Source organism: Caviibacterium pharyngocola (assembly GCF_002795405.1).
GTDB classification, from domain to species: Bacteria; Pseudomonadota; Gammaproteobacteria; order Enterobacterales; family Pasteurellaceae; genus Caviibacterium; species Caviibacterium pharyngocola.
Window position 1 is genome coordinate 1 of sequence record NZ_PHGZ01000035.1, and the last position, 15013, is coordinate 15013.

A 15013-nucleotide genomic window follows, 5' to 3' on the forward strand; every position below is an offset into this window, starting at 1 on the left:
CTTCAGACGGTAAACTGAGTGGCGGTTGCGCGGTTTCGGAGCGAATATCAATGGAAGGTTGAAGACGGTTTTGTCGGGCTTGTTGCTGTTGGAGTTGGCGTTGCTGTTGATTGGTGTCGAATCGGTTTAGCTCGGATAACACCTGCGGCGGCACTTCGGCAAAGGAGAAGGAAGAACAAAGGGCACAGACTACAGCAACATAAACGGAGTTTGGTGCAGCGTTTATCATAGCGAATGACGAATGTATAAGATATCGGTTTAAATGAATATTCGCCGGCATTTCTCCGGTGAGATAACCGGCAGTAAATTTTATCGTTTTGTTAAACGAACGTTGCGTAATTTATCATCAAAGATTTTATTATGCAACTCTCAAATAAAAAATGCACTTTTTTTGAAGTGAGTTTCAGTTTATTGACAAAGAGTTTGTATATTCGGACGCACGCAGTGTGTCCCTACATAATTGGTTTTAATTTATTGAAAAATAAGAATTTTCATTTCGTTCCGTAGGGACGCACTGCGTGCGTCCGTATTGAAAATACAACAAATTAAGGTTTGTCATCAGTCTGAACCGCACTTTTATTGAAGTGCGGTCGGTTTTTACCATTTTTCCAGCGCTTTTCGATCGCTGTCGCGGCTTTCGATCCAGCGTTCGCCTTTTTCCGTGCGTTCTTTTTTCCAGAAAGGCGCTTTGCTTTTGAGGTAGTCCATAATAAATTCGTTGGCTTGGTAGGCTTCGCTGCGGTGGGCGGAGCTGATGCCGACAAGAACGATTTCATCGCCGGTTTGTAACAATCCGACTCGATGAATCACGGCGACGCGTTGAATATTCCAACGGGATTCCGCTTCTTGAACGATTTCGCGCAGGGCTTTTTCCGTCATTGCCGGATAATGCTCCAAATATAAGCTGCTGACTTCATCGCCTAAATTAAGATCACGCACTTTTCCCACAAATACCACTGTCGCGCCCACGGAACGCGGTTCGCTTAACCAGCGATAAATGCTGTTTTGATCAAAGGGTTGCTCTTGCACGCAAATTTGACTTTCCGTCATTTAGCCTCCCGTCACCGGCGGAAAAAAAGCAATTTCGTCGCCGTTTTTCACCGCACTTTCCAAAGGTGATAGTGATTGATTAATCGCAACCAGCAGTTTGTCTTGTTGTAGCGCGAGCGCCCATTTGTCACCCTTTTGCGCAAGGTGTTGGCGCACTGCTTCTGCGCTGGAAAATTCGCCGTCGAGCTGTAATTCTTCCGTGCCGACCAACTCGCGAGTTTGAGCAAAAAATAATACTTTTAACATTGTTTAACCTGATTCTAAAATTTATTCCGCTTGCGCGATAAAATGTCCGGATTTTCCACCGCTCTTTTCCAATAAACGCAACTTTTCAATCACGATGTCTTTTTGCACCGCTTTGCACATATCGTAAATGGTAAGCGCAGCGACGCTTGCGGCAGTCAAGGCTTCCATTTCGACGCCGGTTTTTCCCGACAATTTGCACAAACTTTCGATGCGTACTTGATTGCGTTCCGGCAAGGCGGTTAAGCTGACTTCCACTTTGGATAACAAAAGAGGATGGCAAAGCGGGATCAATTCCCAAGTGCGTTTTGCCGCTTGAATTCCGGCGATTCGAGCGGTAGCGAATACATCGCCTTTGTGATGACTACCGGATAAGATCATTTGTAAGGTTTCTCGTGACATCGTCACGAATGCTTCCGCGCGCGCTTCCCGCACGGTATCTTGCTTAGCAGAAACGTCCACCATATTGGCTTCGCCGTTCGCGTTGATATGTGTAAATTCTGTCATAATTTTCCTTTTTAACCGCCGATACTTGCCAAATGATTGCGCACGCCGCTGTCACCTTGGTGTAAAAAATGATGCTCGCGCTTACCTTGTAATGCGGCGGAAATGCGTGTTTGTAATAAAGAATTTTGTTCGTCCGATTGCAATAAATCGCGTAAATCGATGCCTTCTTCGCCGAACAAACATAAATGCAATTTGCCTTTTGCCGAAACTCTTAAACGGTTACAAGAGGCACAGAAATTTTTTTCATAAGGCATAATCAAGCCGACTTCGCCGCAATAATCGGGATGACGAAACACTTTTGCCGGCCCATCCAAATAAGATTTTGCTTGCTGTTGCCAGCCGTTTTGGCGCAATTTTTCGGCTAGAAGCTGTCCGGATAAATGATGACGATGAAAGAAATGATCCATTTCGCCGGTTTGCATTAATTCGATAAAACGCATTTGAATGGGTTTATCTTTAATCCAAGCCAGAAACAAATCGAACTCTTTTTCGTTCCATTCTTTCATTAACACGGCGTTGACTTTGATTTTTTGATAACCGACTTCAAAGGCTTTTTCAATACCGCGCATTACGTCGGCGAATTTATCCACGCCGGTGATTGCGTGAAAAACATTCGGATTTAGACTATCGACGCTGACGTTGATCGACGTGACGCCCGCGCGTTGCCAATTTTGTACGTCTTTCGCCATTCGATAGCCGTTTGTGGTTAAAGCAAGTTGCGTAATGCCGGATTGCGCACGCACGGTTTCCGCTATGGCGAGGAAGTCTTTGCGCAAAGTCGGTTCGCCGCCGGTGAGACGTACTTTTTCTGCGCCTAATTCACTAAAAGCGCGCACGAGACGACGAATTTCGTGCAAAGACAAAAATCCGGAGCGGACGGATTCGGGCTGATAGCCGTCGGGCAAACAATAATTGCAGCGAAAATTGCACATATCCGTGACGGATAGACGCAAATAATAATATTCACGTTGGAACGGATCGACCAAACGACCGTCACCAACGGTTTTGACGGGTATAAATTGTTGCATTAGACACCTTTCTTAAAACACGAGAGGACAAGCCGTTTCCAACGTTATCCCTGAGCAATCCGCAGATCGCTGGCATTGCCGCCTTATTTTTGCAAACTTAGGTCAACAAGCTCGGAGTTATGCGATAAAATACTTTGAAATGTATTGTAAAATATTTGTTTATATTAATATATACCCAAAATTTGATCCAGTTAACAAAACAAAAAATCTTTTAAAATCAATTATATACTTAATTATATAACGATATTGTATTTTTGACCCGAAAAAGGAACTTTCGCCTTTTTATTCGGTCGGAAATACTAAAGTGCGGTAAAAATACCGCTATTTTATGGAAGGGATACGTAATGACGGATTTAATGCGCCACAGTCGCCACGAAAATTTAGACGAAGTGAATCATATCGCCGCAATCGGCGGCGGACACGGATTAGGACGCGTGATGTCTGCGTTGAGTTTTATGAAATCGCGCCTCAGCGCCATCGTCACTACTACGGATAACGGCGGTTCCACCGGTCGAATCCGAACCGATCAAGGTGGCATTGCGTGGGGCGATTTGCGTAATTGCTTAAACCAAATCATCACCGAGCCCAGCACTGCTTCTTCCTTATTTGAATATCGTTTTTCCGGCACGGGCGAATTATCCGGTCATAATCTAGGCAATTTAATGTTGAAAGCCTTAGAAAATATGCGTATTCGCCCGACGGAAGCGGTAAATTTGATTCGAGAATTATTACACGTCAAATCCTTTATTATCCCGATGTCGGAAAGCTCCGTTCACCTCGCTGCCGCCCTGCCCTCCGGTTCCAGCATTGTGGGTGAGGTGGGTATTGATAATTTAACCGAGTTGCCGAAATCTATTTTTCTGGTTCCTTTGGTACAAGCCACACCGGAAGCCGTTGAAGCGCTTAAAAAAGCCGAGGTGATTTTATTCGGACCGGGCAGTTTTTTAACCAGTATTATGCCGCCGATTTTATTGCCGGAAATTGCCGATACGCTCAAACATAGCACGGCGAAGAAAATTTTTATTGATAATCTAGGCGTGGAACACAGCCCTGCCGCCGCGCTTTCACTAAAAGATCGAATCGATTGGATTAATGCCACGGTAGGCGCACCGATTATAGACGGCGCCATCGTGCAATACGACACCGAACAATCTTATGATCAGCTTGAAATCAAAGTAACGGCGCGTCGTTTAAAAGCCGATGATATTTCTTATCGCCACGACCGCACCTTGCTGTGTAAAGCTATTGATGATTTGTTGGGGGAATTAAATTATTAGGAGCTGTTAAGGTTTTAAGTTTAATATTTTTTAAGCACGGCAAAAAGCCATCACTGAGTTAATTGTACGCGGCGACTTTGTCACTCAAACTGACACAAATCTTAATTTGTTGTATTTTCAATACGGACCTCTTTATCAATAAACTGCGGTGGCAAAGCCACCGACTCATAATTAACCGATTGCGACCGGCGGTCGCTGTCGGATAAAAACGTTCATTCAAACTACTTTTTGGCAAACACTTTCACGTTAGTGAAGCCGTTTTCTTTTAAATATAAAGCTTGTAATTTGCTCATTACGCCGCGTTCGCAATACAACACATAGGTTTTGCTTTGATCCAATTCGCCGAAGGCGGAGGATAATTTATAAAACGGCATTAAAATCACCTGTTGATTTTCCGGTTCGAAGGGATTTTCATCGGTTTCTTCCGGACTGCGAATATCTAAAATCACTTCGTTATCGGCTAAAACGGATACCGCATCCACTGCGACGACTTCTTTTTCCGTTTGTTCGGCGATTTGGCGAATATCCAAATATTGCGCATTTTCCACCGCACTTTCCAACACGGCAAAATTAAAATGAGTTTCTTCGGCGATAATTTTTTCGCGCACCGCTTTCACCGTCGGATTTTTCGAAATCACTCCGCAAAATTCCGGCATTGATTTGGCAATATCGTCCGTGCCGATATGTTTCGCCATTGCGATAATTTGTTCTTTGTCGTGCGTAATTAACGGGCGCAATACCAATGTGTCCGCGGCTTCGTCGATTAAGCGCAAATTGGTTAAGGTTTGGCTGGAAACTTGTCCCAGCGCTTCGCCGGTGACAATCGCCTGAATACCGAAACGCTCGGCGACTTTGCTTGCCGCGCGCACCATCATTCGTTTTAATACCACGCCCATTTGACCGTTATCGATTTTCTCCAGAATTTCGCCCACCACTTGTTCGAAATTTATCGCCACAAAGCGGACTTTATGAGATTCGCCGTAACGTTGCCAAATGTGGTGCGCCATTTGTTTCACGCCGATTTCGTGCGTTGCGCCGCCTAAATTAAAGAAACAGTAATGCACGCGCGAACCGCGACGAATCAGCATATAACTGGAGACACCGGAATCAAATCCGCCCGAAATCAACGAAAGTACGTCTTCTTGCGTACCGATCGGATAACCGCCGATCCCTTCGTAACGCGCGTTGATCAACATCATTTTGTCGTCTTCAATATCAATGCGCACTACCATATCCGGCTTGGTAAGCTTCACTTTGGCGCTTTCAATATGTTGATTCAATCCGCCGCCGATATAACGCTCCGCGTCGAGGGAGCTAAAACCGTGTTTGCCTTTGCGTTTTACCCGCACGCAGAAGGTTTTATTTTCCAGCTGCGCACCGACTTCTTGTAAGGTTTGTTGAAAAATATCGTGCAAATCGGTGAAAGGTTTTTCATTCACTTCTAAAAAATGATGAATACCGGGAATACGTTGTAACAACTCGATTAAGTGCGGTCGATTTTCTTCATTTTTTGACCGCACTTCAATGTAATCCCAATGGCGCACCACCGCCACGCTGTCATCATATTTATTCAGAATATTACGAATATTGCCGGTAAGAATTTTAACGAAACGTTTACGCACGCTTTCGCTTTTGATCATTATTTCTGGGAATAATTTAATTACAAATTTCATTTTTCGTGTTCACTTTGGTGGAATAAAAATCGGCGGTATTGTACAACATCTTCTTCGAAAGCCCAATTTTCTTTATTACTTGGTTATTTTTCGTCGGTCAATCGACAAACAATGGGCAAAAATATGGATCACTTCACAAAAATCGTAGTATTTTTTAACAATAATCTAAAAATACAGTACAATAACGCCCTTACCCGTTTTAACAAAAGGATAATGAAAATGGCACGCAAGCCGGCTGAAAAATCGGAATTGGATTTCGAAACCGCGTTAACTCAACTGGAAAATATCGTTGTTCGTCTGGAATCCGGCGAACTACCCCTTGAAGAAGCGTTAAAAGAATTTGAAGACGGCATTAAATTGGCGCAACTTGGTCAACAACGATTGCAACAAGCAGAACAGCGCATTCGAATTTTATTGCAAAAAAGCGATGATGCGCCGTTAAGCGATTATCAACCCAACGAATAAGCGGTGAGCGATGTATCAATTCCAGCAAGATCTTTCACAATTACAGCAACGCATTAACGGATTTTTAGAAAATCGCTTTTGCGCCATAGACAGCTCGCCTTCTCCCTTGGCGGAGGCGATGAAATACGGTTTGTTGCTCGGCGGCAAACGGGTTCGCCCGTTTTTGGTCTATGCCACCGGACGAATGCTCGGCGCGGAAATGTCGCAACTGGATTACGCGGCGGCGGGCATTGAGGCGATTCACGCCTATTCTCTCATTCACGACGACTTACCGGCGATGGATAACGATACACTGCGCCGCGGCAAGCCCACTTGTCATATTGCGTTTGATGAAGCCACGGCGATTTTAGCCGGTGACGCATTACAGGCTTTCGCCTTTGAAATGTTAAGCGCCGCGCCGCAACTTTCGGCGGAGCAAAAACTCAAATGGGTTTCGACCTTGGCGACGGCATCAGGCATCGGCGGAATGTGTTTAGGGCAAAGTTTGGATCTTCTTTCCGAACACAAACAGGTGAATTTAGCCGAATTGGAACGTATTCATCGTAATAAAACCGGCGCGTTGCTCAGCGCGGCGCTACAGCTCGGTTTTATCGCGTCGCCGCATTTTGCCGATCGTGATTTGGAAGCTAAATTACAACATTATGCGGCGGCAATCGGTTTGGCGTTTCAAGTGCAAGACGATATTTTGGATATCGAAGGCGAAAGCGAAGCGGTCGGGAAAACTATCGGTGCCGATTTGGCGGCGGATAAAAGCACTTATCCGAAATTGTTAGGACTCGACGGCGCAAAACAAAAAGCGCAAGAATTATATCGACAAGCTTTGGCGGCATTAAACGACGTGCCTTTTGATACAAGCGCATTGCGTGCCTTAGCCGAATTTATCATAAATCGAAAAAGTTAAACGTTAAAAACAACGATATTGATGATCGTACGACAAAACGCATAAAGTGCGGTTAAAATTTAAAATGTTTTGGAATTGAATCATAATGCAAAATTACCCTCTTTTATCACTTATTAATTCACCTGACGATTTGCGTCTTTTAAATAAAGATCAATTACCGCAACTCTGCCAAGAATTGCGCGGTTATTTGTTGGAAAGCGTCAGCCAAAGCAGCGGGCATTTGGCGTCCGGATTAGGGGCGGTCGAATTAACCGTCGCGTTGCATTATGTATTCAAAACGCCGTTCGACCAATTAATTTGGGATGTGGGTCATCAAGCTTATCCGCATAAGATTTTAACCGGTCGCCGCGATCAAATGCCGACTATTCGCCAAAAAGGCGGGCTTCATCCGTTTCCTTGGCGCGAAGAAAGCGAGTTCGACGTATTAAGCGTCGGACACTCCTCCACTTCAATCAGCGCCGGTTTAGGTATTGCCATTGCCGCACAAAAAGAAAATGCGGGACGCAAAACCATTTGCGTTATCGGCGACGGCGCGATCACCGCCGGAATGGCGTTTGAAGCGCTAAATCACGCCGGTTCGTTGCATACGGATATGTTGGTGATTTTGAACGATAACGAAATGTCGATTTCGGAAAATGTCGGCGCGTTAAATAATCATCTCGCCCGCTTGTTATCCGGTTCGCTTTATTCCACGTTGCGCGAAGGCGGGAAAAAGATTTTATCCGGCGTGCCGCCGATTAAAGAATTCGTCAAAAAAACCGAAGAACACGTTAAAGGTTTTGTGTCGCCGGTGGGTACGATGTTCGAAGAATTGGGCTTTAACTATATCGGCCCGATTGACGGTCATAATATCGACGAATTAATCAGCACCTTAAAAAATATGAGTTCGCTCAGCGGCCCGCAGTTTTTGCATATTAAAACGAAGAAAGGCAAAGGCTATGCACCCGCCGAACAAGATCCCATCGGCTTTCACGGCGTGCCGAAATTCGATCATCACAGCGGTAAATTACCGAAATCTACCGTGCCGACCTATTCGCAAATTTTCGGAAATTGGCTGTGCGAAACGGCACAAAATGATGAAAAACTAATGGGCATTACGCCGGCAATGCGCGAAGGTTCGGGAATGGTGGAATTTTCCAATCGCTTTCCGCAACAATATTTTGATGTCGCGATTGCCGAACAACACGCCGTGACCTTTGCCGCAGGCCTAGCTATCGCCGGTTATCGACCGGTCGTCGCCATTTATTCGTCCTTTTTACAACGCGCTTATGACCAAGTGATTCACGACGTCGCTATTCAAAATCTGCCGGTATTATTCGCCATTGACCGCGCGGGCGTGGTCGGTGCCGACGGACAAACCCATCAAGGCGCGTTTGATATTAGTTTCTTACGCTGTATTCCGAATTTAATCATTATGACGCCGAGCGATGAAAACGAATGTCGTTTAATGCTACATACCGGCTATCATTGCGGCAAACCTGCCGCCGTGCGCTATCCGCGTGGTAATGCGATCGGCGTGGAAATCGAACCCTTGCGCGAATTGGAAATCGGTAAAAGTCGTTTTATCCGTCAGGGTGAAAAAATCGCGCTATTAAATTTCGGTACGCTGCTGCCGACCGTGTGCCAAGCGGCGGAAAAATTGAACGCTACAGTTATCGATATGCGCTTTGTAAAACCGCTGGACGAAGAATGTATTGCACGAATTGCCCAAGATTATGATTTGATCGTCACTGTGGAAGAAAATGCCGTTCTGGGCGGCGCGGGAAGCGCGGTGTCCGAAGTTCTAAATCGACAACAACAGTCGGTGAAACTACTACAATTAGGTTTACCGGATATATTTATTCCGCAAGGCACACAAAGCGAAATTCTGGCGGATTTACAATTAGACGCAGCGGGCATTGAAAGACAAATCAAGAATTTTTTACAAAAAAAGGATATTTTTTAGAAATTTTGTGAACTATTTCTCATTTTTACAGTCTTAGATAATGCTAGTGCACTGCAAATGCAGTTGTCTTTTAAAAAATCTTTCTTATATTAAGACCTCCCCGCCATTCCGTTTTTGAATGGCGGTTTTTTATTGCCTAAAATCCTATTTTCATCCGAGATTTCGGATTTTTACAAAACGTCTTTTAAAATCACCGCACTTTTCATTGATTAGGCAAAGATTCGGCAAAATTCAGGTACAAAAAAGGACGCTTTATAGCGTCCTAATTCTCTATTCTTTAAAATTAAAGAGCAGATTTTGCTTTTTCAACTAAAGCGGCAAATGCAACTTTGTCGAATACGGCGATGTCGGCAAGGATCTTACGATCGATTTCAACAGAAGCTTTTTTCAAGCCGTTGATGAATTTGCTGTAAGATAAACCGTTTTGACGAGCCGCAGCGTTGATACGCGCAATCCATAATTGACGGAATTGACGTTTACGTTGACGACGGTCACGGTAAGCATATTGACCGGCTTTAATTACCGCTTGGAACGCAACGCGATAAACGCGTGAACGCGCACCGTAATAACCTTTAGCAGCCTTAAGAACTTTCTTATGGCGTGCTCTTGCAATAACACCACGTTTTACACGAGCCATTATTTAATCTCCTATGTATATTAATGAACTAAAATTTAACTAAATGTACGCTCGTGCTTATGCGTATGGCAAGCACGCTACGACTAATACTTGGTCTGCTTTCGCAACCATTGATTTATGACGTAGATGACGTTTACGTTTAGTGGTTTTCTTAGTCAAAATATGACGTAAGTGAGATTGTTTACGTTTGAAACCGCCGGAAGCTGTTTTTTTGAAACGCTTAGCAGCACCACGTACTGTTTTAATTTTAGGCATTGTTTAATTAACTCCGCATTGTTTAATATCTATTACGCTTTTATCCTTAAGACGATCATCGCATTAAATCTAAAAGCTCTCATTTAAATAATCAGGCGAATAAATTACGCTAATTTCTACCGCACTTTATTACTTGAAAAGCACTCATTATTTCTATTGCAATTTTCATTGCATTTTAAAAGCACTTCAGGCTGCGTAGTGTGCCTGATAATGCTTTGTTTCTCTCATAAGAAAAACGGGCGAATTTTATAAGATCCGCCCTGTTCTTGCAAGAAGAAATTACTTTTTCTTCGGCGCGATAACCATTACCGCTTGGCGACCTTCTAATTTGCCCGGTGCGGATTCCACCATCGCAATCTCCGCCGTATCTTGTTTAACGCGTTCCAATACGTCTAAACCGATATCTTGGTGCGCCATTTCACGACCGCGGAAACGAACGGTGATTTTTACTTTGTCGCCGTCTTCCAAGAAACGCACGACGCTGCGTAATTTCACTTGGTAATCGCCTTCATCCGTACCCGGACGGAATTTAATTTCCTTCACTTGGACGACTTTTTGCTTTTTCTTCTGCTCTTTCGCCGCTTTACCTTTTTCGTAAAGGAATTTACCGTAATTCATAATGCGACAAACCGGCGGTTCCGCATTAGGACTAATTTCCACAAGATCCAATTCTAATGCTTCGGCTCTTTCCAAAGCCTCTTGAATACTGACGATACCCGCTTGTTCACCATCTTGGTCAATCAAGCGAACTTCCTTCACGCGAATTTCATCATTGATACGATTCGGGCGATTGGTTGCCGGCGCTTTTTTTACGGTTTTAATAATCTTATTCCTCTAACGATTTAAAACGATAATCACACTGCATAAGCAGAAGACTGAATTCTGATTTTTGCTTTAAATACAAGCAAAACAGGCGAGATTTTATAGGATTTCATCGGACTATGCAAGTCGGATTTCATCCCGATATAAAAATCTACAAACTAAATTTACAGACTAAAAGTGCGGTTAAATTTAACCGCACTTTTGACGATTCGGGCGACAACCCCGATTATTCTTCGCCGAGTAATTTCAATTCGCGTCCGCGAACTTGTTTTTTCAGAATTTCAACGAATTCTTCGACGCTGAAAGTGCCGAGATCCGCGCCTTTACGGGTACGCACCGCCACTTTGCCCGCTTCGATTTCTTTATCACCGCACACTAGCATATAAGGCACGCGACGTAAGGTGTGTTCGCGGATTTTGAAACCGATTTTTTCGTTGCGTAAATCGGATTTCACGCGCAAACCGGCGTCGGATAAGGTTTTCACCACTTTTTGCACATAATCCGCTTGGCTGTCGGTGATGTTCAACACGACGGCTTGCGTCGGCGCTAACCACGCAGGGAAGAAACCGGCGTATTCTTCGGTGATAATCCCGATAAAACGTTCGATAGAACCTAAAATCGCACGGTGAATCATTACAGGCGTGCGACGATCGTTATCTTCCGCCACATAAGAGGCGTTTAAACGTCCCGGTAAGGCGAAATCCAACTGAATCGTGCCGCATTGCCATTCGCGATCTAAACAATCACGCAAGGCAAACTCGATTTTCGGGCCATAAAACGCGCCTTCGCCTTCTTGAATTTCATATTCAAGACCGTTGTGTTTCAACGCATTTGCTAAACCTTGCTCCGCGCGATCCCACATTTCATCCGCGCCAATGCGTTTTTCCGGACGGGTGGACAATTTCACGAAAATATCGGTAAATCCGAAGGTGCTGTAAATATCGTAAACCATACGGATACAGCTGGTCACTTCGCTTTCGATTTGATCTTCGGTACAGAAAATATGCGCGTCATCTTGGGTGAATCCGCGGACACGCATTAAACCGTGTAAAGAACCGGACGGTTCGTTACGATGACAAGAACCGAATTCCGCCATACGAATCGGTAAATCGCGATAAGATTTCAACCCTTGATTAAAGATTTGAACGTGTCCCGGACAGTTCATCGGTTTAATCGCATATTCACGGTTTTCCGATTGAGTGGTAAACATCATATCGCCGTAGTTTTGCCAGTGACCGGTTCGTTCCCAAAGTACGCGGTCCATCATAAACGGCCCTTTCACTTCCTGATAATCGTACTGTTTTAATTTGGTACGCACGAAAGTTTCGAGCTCGCGGAAAATCGTCCAACCGTCGTTATGCCAGAACACCATTCCCGGCGCTTCTTCTTGCATATGATATAAATCCAAGGCTTTACCGATTTTACGGTGATCGCGTTTCGCCGCTTCTTCTAAGCGTTGCAAATAATCGGCGAGTTGTTTTTTATCCGCCCACGCCGTGCCGTAGATACGTTGTAACATTTTATTTTTGCTGTCGCCGCGCCAGTATGCTCCCGCCACTTTTTGTAATTTGAAATGGTGACAAAAACGCATATTCGGCACGTGCGGTCCACGACACATATCGATATATTCTTGGTGATGATAAAGCGCCGGCTTGTCGTCTTTAGAAATATTTTCATCTAAGATCGCCATTTTATAGGTTTCACCGCGCGCTTCAAAAGTATCTCTCGCTTCTTGCCAGCTGACGCGTTTTTTCACTACGTCATAATTGGTTTTCGCCAGCTCCAACATCCGTTTTTCTAATTTATCCAAATCTTCTTGGGTTAAAGAGCGGTCTAAATCCACATCATAATAAAAGCCGTTTTCGATGGTCGGACCGATTGCCATTTTGACATCCGGAAAAAGTTGTTTAATTGCGTGACCGAGCAAATGCGCACAAGAGTGGCGAATAATTTCTAAACCGTCTTCGTCTTTTGCGGTGATAATTTCTAAAGAAGCATCTTGTTCGATAAGATCACAGGCGTCGCAACGCTCGCCGTTCACTCGTCCTGCGATGGTCGCTTTAGCTAGTCCTGTGCCGATATTTTGTGCGACTTCTAAAACGGATACGGGATGATCGAATTGACGTTGCGAACCGTCGGGTAAAGTAATAATAGGCATTTTAAATCCTTATACAGTGGTAACCCATACGAAAGGTTACTTGTTTCAGTGGTTAAAAATAAAACAAGGGATAATAATCCCTTGAGACAAAATCGTGCCGTTAAGCACCGCACTTTTATTCGTACCTACAATGTGCGATAAAAGTGGGGTGTATTTTAGCAAATAATTTGAATTGATAAAAACTCTTTATGGATAGAGAGCTTTTACTTCCTTTTCCGAAAGTAATCTTTGGTGTTTAATAAATTCCTGTCCCATATAATAAGAACCAAAGTTAGTCAAATGATCTTGATCTGCATATAAAGGTTTTCCCTCAACAAAATATTTATCCGTAATATACGGTGTAGGATCAATCCATTTCACACGCGGAATAGCCTGTATCATCTGATAAATTTCGTTATTATTTTTTTCTGTTTCACCCATTTCTGCCAATGGAACAAGGTATTTACCTAACCATATTTTATCCAAGAAAATCGATCTAAATGGTGAACGATTAACCATTCTTACATCAGCAAATACATAAACTTGTTTCGTTTGGGCTAATTCTCTTACAAAAGAAACAAAGCGTTGCTCAAAATTATCAACAATAAATCGTTCCGGTGTTACCCTAGGTACCGGATTAACTCCCCTTCTAACATTATAAAACATAGAAATAAACACGATAGGATAATCTTTAACTAGTTCTGCCGGAGACGTGTTACACGTTGGCTTATTATTTCTATCTGGGAAATAACAGTGTAGTTGAAAATCTAAAATATCAGCTTTCCAACCTTCTTTATTTCCCACGACTTGTAAAAATTCATTTAAATGTTCCGAATGAGAATCTCCGAGCACTGCTATTTTAGCAGGATAATTATTATCGTTTAAAACTAAATTTGGAACAACTTTATATTGTTCGGTACGGTTTTTTATCGTTTTTCTCCAAGACATATTATAAGCAATAACAAGTAATGACGGTATTAAATACAGAATAATAAAGGACTTTTTAAAAGATAATTTTGATTTCCTAATAGGGTTTTCCAATAAATAATAACTTAATATCGAGCAAGTAAATGTTAATGATAAAACAATCAAAACAATTTTTATTTCAAAAACACTTTGACCAGTAATATAATGCGCAAAAGCAATAAACAACCAATGAAATAAATATAGAGAATAAGATATTTTCCCAATAAAAACAATAGGTGACAATGATAAAAATGATTTTATCGGGTTACTCATTGTAGAACTGAAAATAAACAATCCAGTTAATACACAAGGAATCAATAAACTAATTCCAGGTAAAAAAGGAAAATTTTTAGAATAGAAAAATAAACTTATTAATATTCCCAAGAAAGAAAATAAACTTAACAAACTATTTTTTCTCTTAGATAAATTTGATTTAGGCAAAGTAGCTAAAAATGATCCGACTAATAGCTCTGGAAATCTCAAATTTGATAAATAGTAAATATCAAACAATCCTATTTTGTGATAAATCTTTTCAGGTAAAAAAGATGTAAAGATAAAAAATAAAAATAATATACATATTACCCACGTAAAACTTTTTATTTTTTGTATTTTCCTATAAATGAAATAAAGAATAATCGGAAAGAAAAGATAATATTGTTCTTCTACTGCTAAAGACCAAATATGTAATAAAGGATTTTCAGAAGTGGAAAGATCAAAATACCCCTGACGATGTGATAAATAAAAATTAGAGACAAAAATCGTAGCTAATTCAATAGTCCTTCTCAATAATTCACTTTCACTCCGAATAAAAACTAGAGAAGCAAAGATAGAAGCAATAAATAAGGTTAAAATAAAAACAGGATAAATTCGTTTAATGCGTCGATTATAGAAGTTTAAGAACGAAAAGTGACCTAACGTCATTTCAGTTATAATAATTTTTGTAATTAGATACCCAGAAATAACAAAGAAAATATCAACTCCTAAAAAACCACCAGGTAACCAATTATCATTTAAATGATAAATAAAAATCGAAAGAACAGCTAATGCACGAAGCCCATCTATTTCCGGTCGATAAGCAAAATAGTCACTTGTTTGTTTGTTTGTTTG

At 42.4% G+C, this 15013-nt stretch carries 14 protein-coding genes, 1 pseudogene and 1 riboswitch; of the genes and pseudogenes, 4 read left to right on the top strand and 11 right to left on the bottom strand.

The window, feature by feature from the left end; all coding sequences use genetic code 11:
* From CVP04_RS12175 to moaA, 5 genes and pseudogenes are all read right to left on the bottom strand, one after another.
* Positions 1–229 (bottom strand): annotated as a pseudogene (locus CVP04_RS12175) (hypothetical protein); the annotation flags it as partial.
* Between the two features lie 368 nt (positions 230–597).
* A complete protein-coding gene (gene moaE / locus CVP04_RS11680; RefSeq protein ID WP_100297686.1) occupies positions 598–1050 on the bottom strand; it encodes a molybdopterin synthase catalytic subunit MoaE in 453 nt (150 codons plus the stop codon).
* Positions 1051–1296: a molybdopterin synthase sulfur carrier subunit gene (moaD, locus tag CVP04_RS11685; RefSeq protein WP_100297687.1), complete on the bottom strand. Its 246-nt coding sequence runs from the start codon at positions 1294–1296 to the stop codon at positions 1051–1053.
* A gap of 21 nt (positions 1297–1317) precedes the next feature.
* On the bottom strand, positions 1318–1800 hold the full coding sequence (gene moaC / locus CVP04_RS11690) for a cyclic pyranopterin monophosphate synthase MoaC (RefSeq protein WP_100297688.1): 483 nt from the start codon (positions 1798–1800) through the stop codon (positions 1318–1320).
* A gap of 11 nt (positions 1801–1811) precedes the next feature.
* Positions 1812–2828, bottom strand: a complete 1017-nt coding sequence (moaA, locus tag CVP04_RS11695; protein WP_100297689.1) for a GTP 3',8-cyclase MoaA — start codon at positions 2826–2828, stop codon at positions 1812–1814.
* Positions 2817–2957: riboswitch (molybdenum cofactor riboswitch) on the bottom strand. Its footprint overlaps the gene before it by 12 nt.
* 215 nt (positions 2958–3172) lie before the next feature.
* Here moaA and CVP04_RS11700 point away from each other — a divergent pair.
* On the top strand, positions 3173–4105 hold the full coding sequence (locus CVP04_RS11700; RefSeq protein WP_100297690.1) for a gluconeogenesis factor YvcK family protein: 933 nt from the start codon (positions 3173–3175) through the stop codon (positions 4103–4105).
* Positions 4106–4326: 221 nt separating this feature from the next.
* Here CVP04_RS11700 and thiI read toward each other — a convergent pair whose 3' ends face one another.
* A complete protein-coding gene (thiI, locus tag CVP04_RS11705; protein WP_100297691.1) occupies positions 4327–5778 on the bottom strand; it encodes a tRNA uracil 4-sulfurtransferase ThiI in 1452 nt (483 codons plus the stop codon).
* 219 nt (positions 5779–5997) lie between these two features.
* Here thiI and xseB point away from each other — a divergent pair, with 219 nt between their 5' ends.
* From xseB to dxs, 3 genes are all read left to right on the top strand, one after another.
* Positions 5998–6243: an exodeoxyribonuclease VII small subunit gene (gene xseB, locus CVP04_RS11710; protein ID WP_100297692.1), complete on the top strand. Its 246-nt coding sequence runs from the start codon at positions 5998–6000 to the stop codon at positions 6241–6243.
* 10 nt (positions 6244–6253) lie between these two features.
* The gene (gene ispA / locus CVP04_RS11715; RefSeq protein WP_100297693.1) at positions 6254–7144 is read left to right on the top strand and encodes a (2E,6E)-farnesyl diphosphate synthase; all 891 of its coding nucleotides are present in this window, start codon (positions 6254–6256) and stop codon (positions 7142–7144) included.
* An 85-nt stretch (positions 7145–7229) separates the two neighbouring features.
* On the top strand, positions 7230–9089 hold the full coding sequence (gene dxs, locus CVP04_RS11720) for a 1-deoxy-D-xylulose-5-phosphate synthase (RefSeq protein WP_100297694.1): 1860 nt from the start codon (positions 7230–7232) through the stop codon (positions 9087–9089).
* 283 nt (positions 9090–9372) lie between these two features.
* Here the strand turns inward: dxs and rplT are convergent, their stop codons facing one another.
* The 5 genes from rplT to CVP04_RS11745 form a co-directional block, all read right to left on the bottom strand.
* Positions 9373–9726, bottom strand: coding sequence for a 50S ribosomal protein L20 (gene rplT, locus CVP04_RS11725; RefSeq protein ID WP_005596075.1), 354 nt, complete (start codon positions 9724–9726; stop codon positions 9373–9375).
* Positions 9727–9783: 57 nt separating this feature from the next.
* Complete coding sequence (gene rpmI / locus CVP04_RS11730; RefSeq protein WP_005596065.1) at positions 9784–9981, bottom strand: 50S ribosomal protein L35; 198 nt, start codon at positions 9979–9981, stop codon at positions 9784–9786.
* A gap of 279 nt (positions 9982–10260) precedes the next feature.
* Positions 10261–10806: a translation initiation factor IF-3 gene (infC, locus tag CVP04_RS11735; RefSeq protein WP_479873653.1), complete on the bottom strand. Its 546-nt coding sequence runs from the start codon at positions 10804–10806 to the stop codon at positions 10261–10263.
* Positions 10807–11029: 223 nt separating this feature from the next.
* Complete coding sequence (thrS, locus tag CVP04_RS11740) at positions 11030–12961, bottom strand: threonine--tRNA ligase (RefSeq protein ID WP_100297696.1); 1932 nt, start codon at positions 12959–12961, stop codon at positions 11030–11032.
* A 186-nt stretch (positions 12962–13147) separates the two neighbouring features.
* The gene (locus CVP04_RS11745) at positions 13148–14968 is read right to left on the bottom strand and encodes an acyltransferase family protein (RefSeq protein ID WP_100297697.1); all 1821 of its coding nucleotides are present in this window, start codon (positions 14966–14968) and stop codon (positions 13148–13150) included.
* Positions 14969–15013 lie beyond the last annotated feature (45 nt).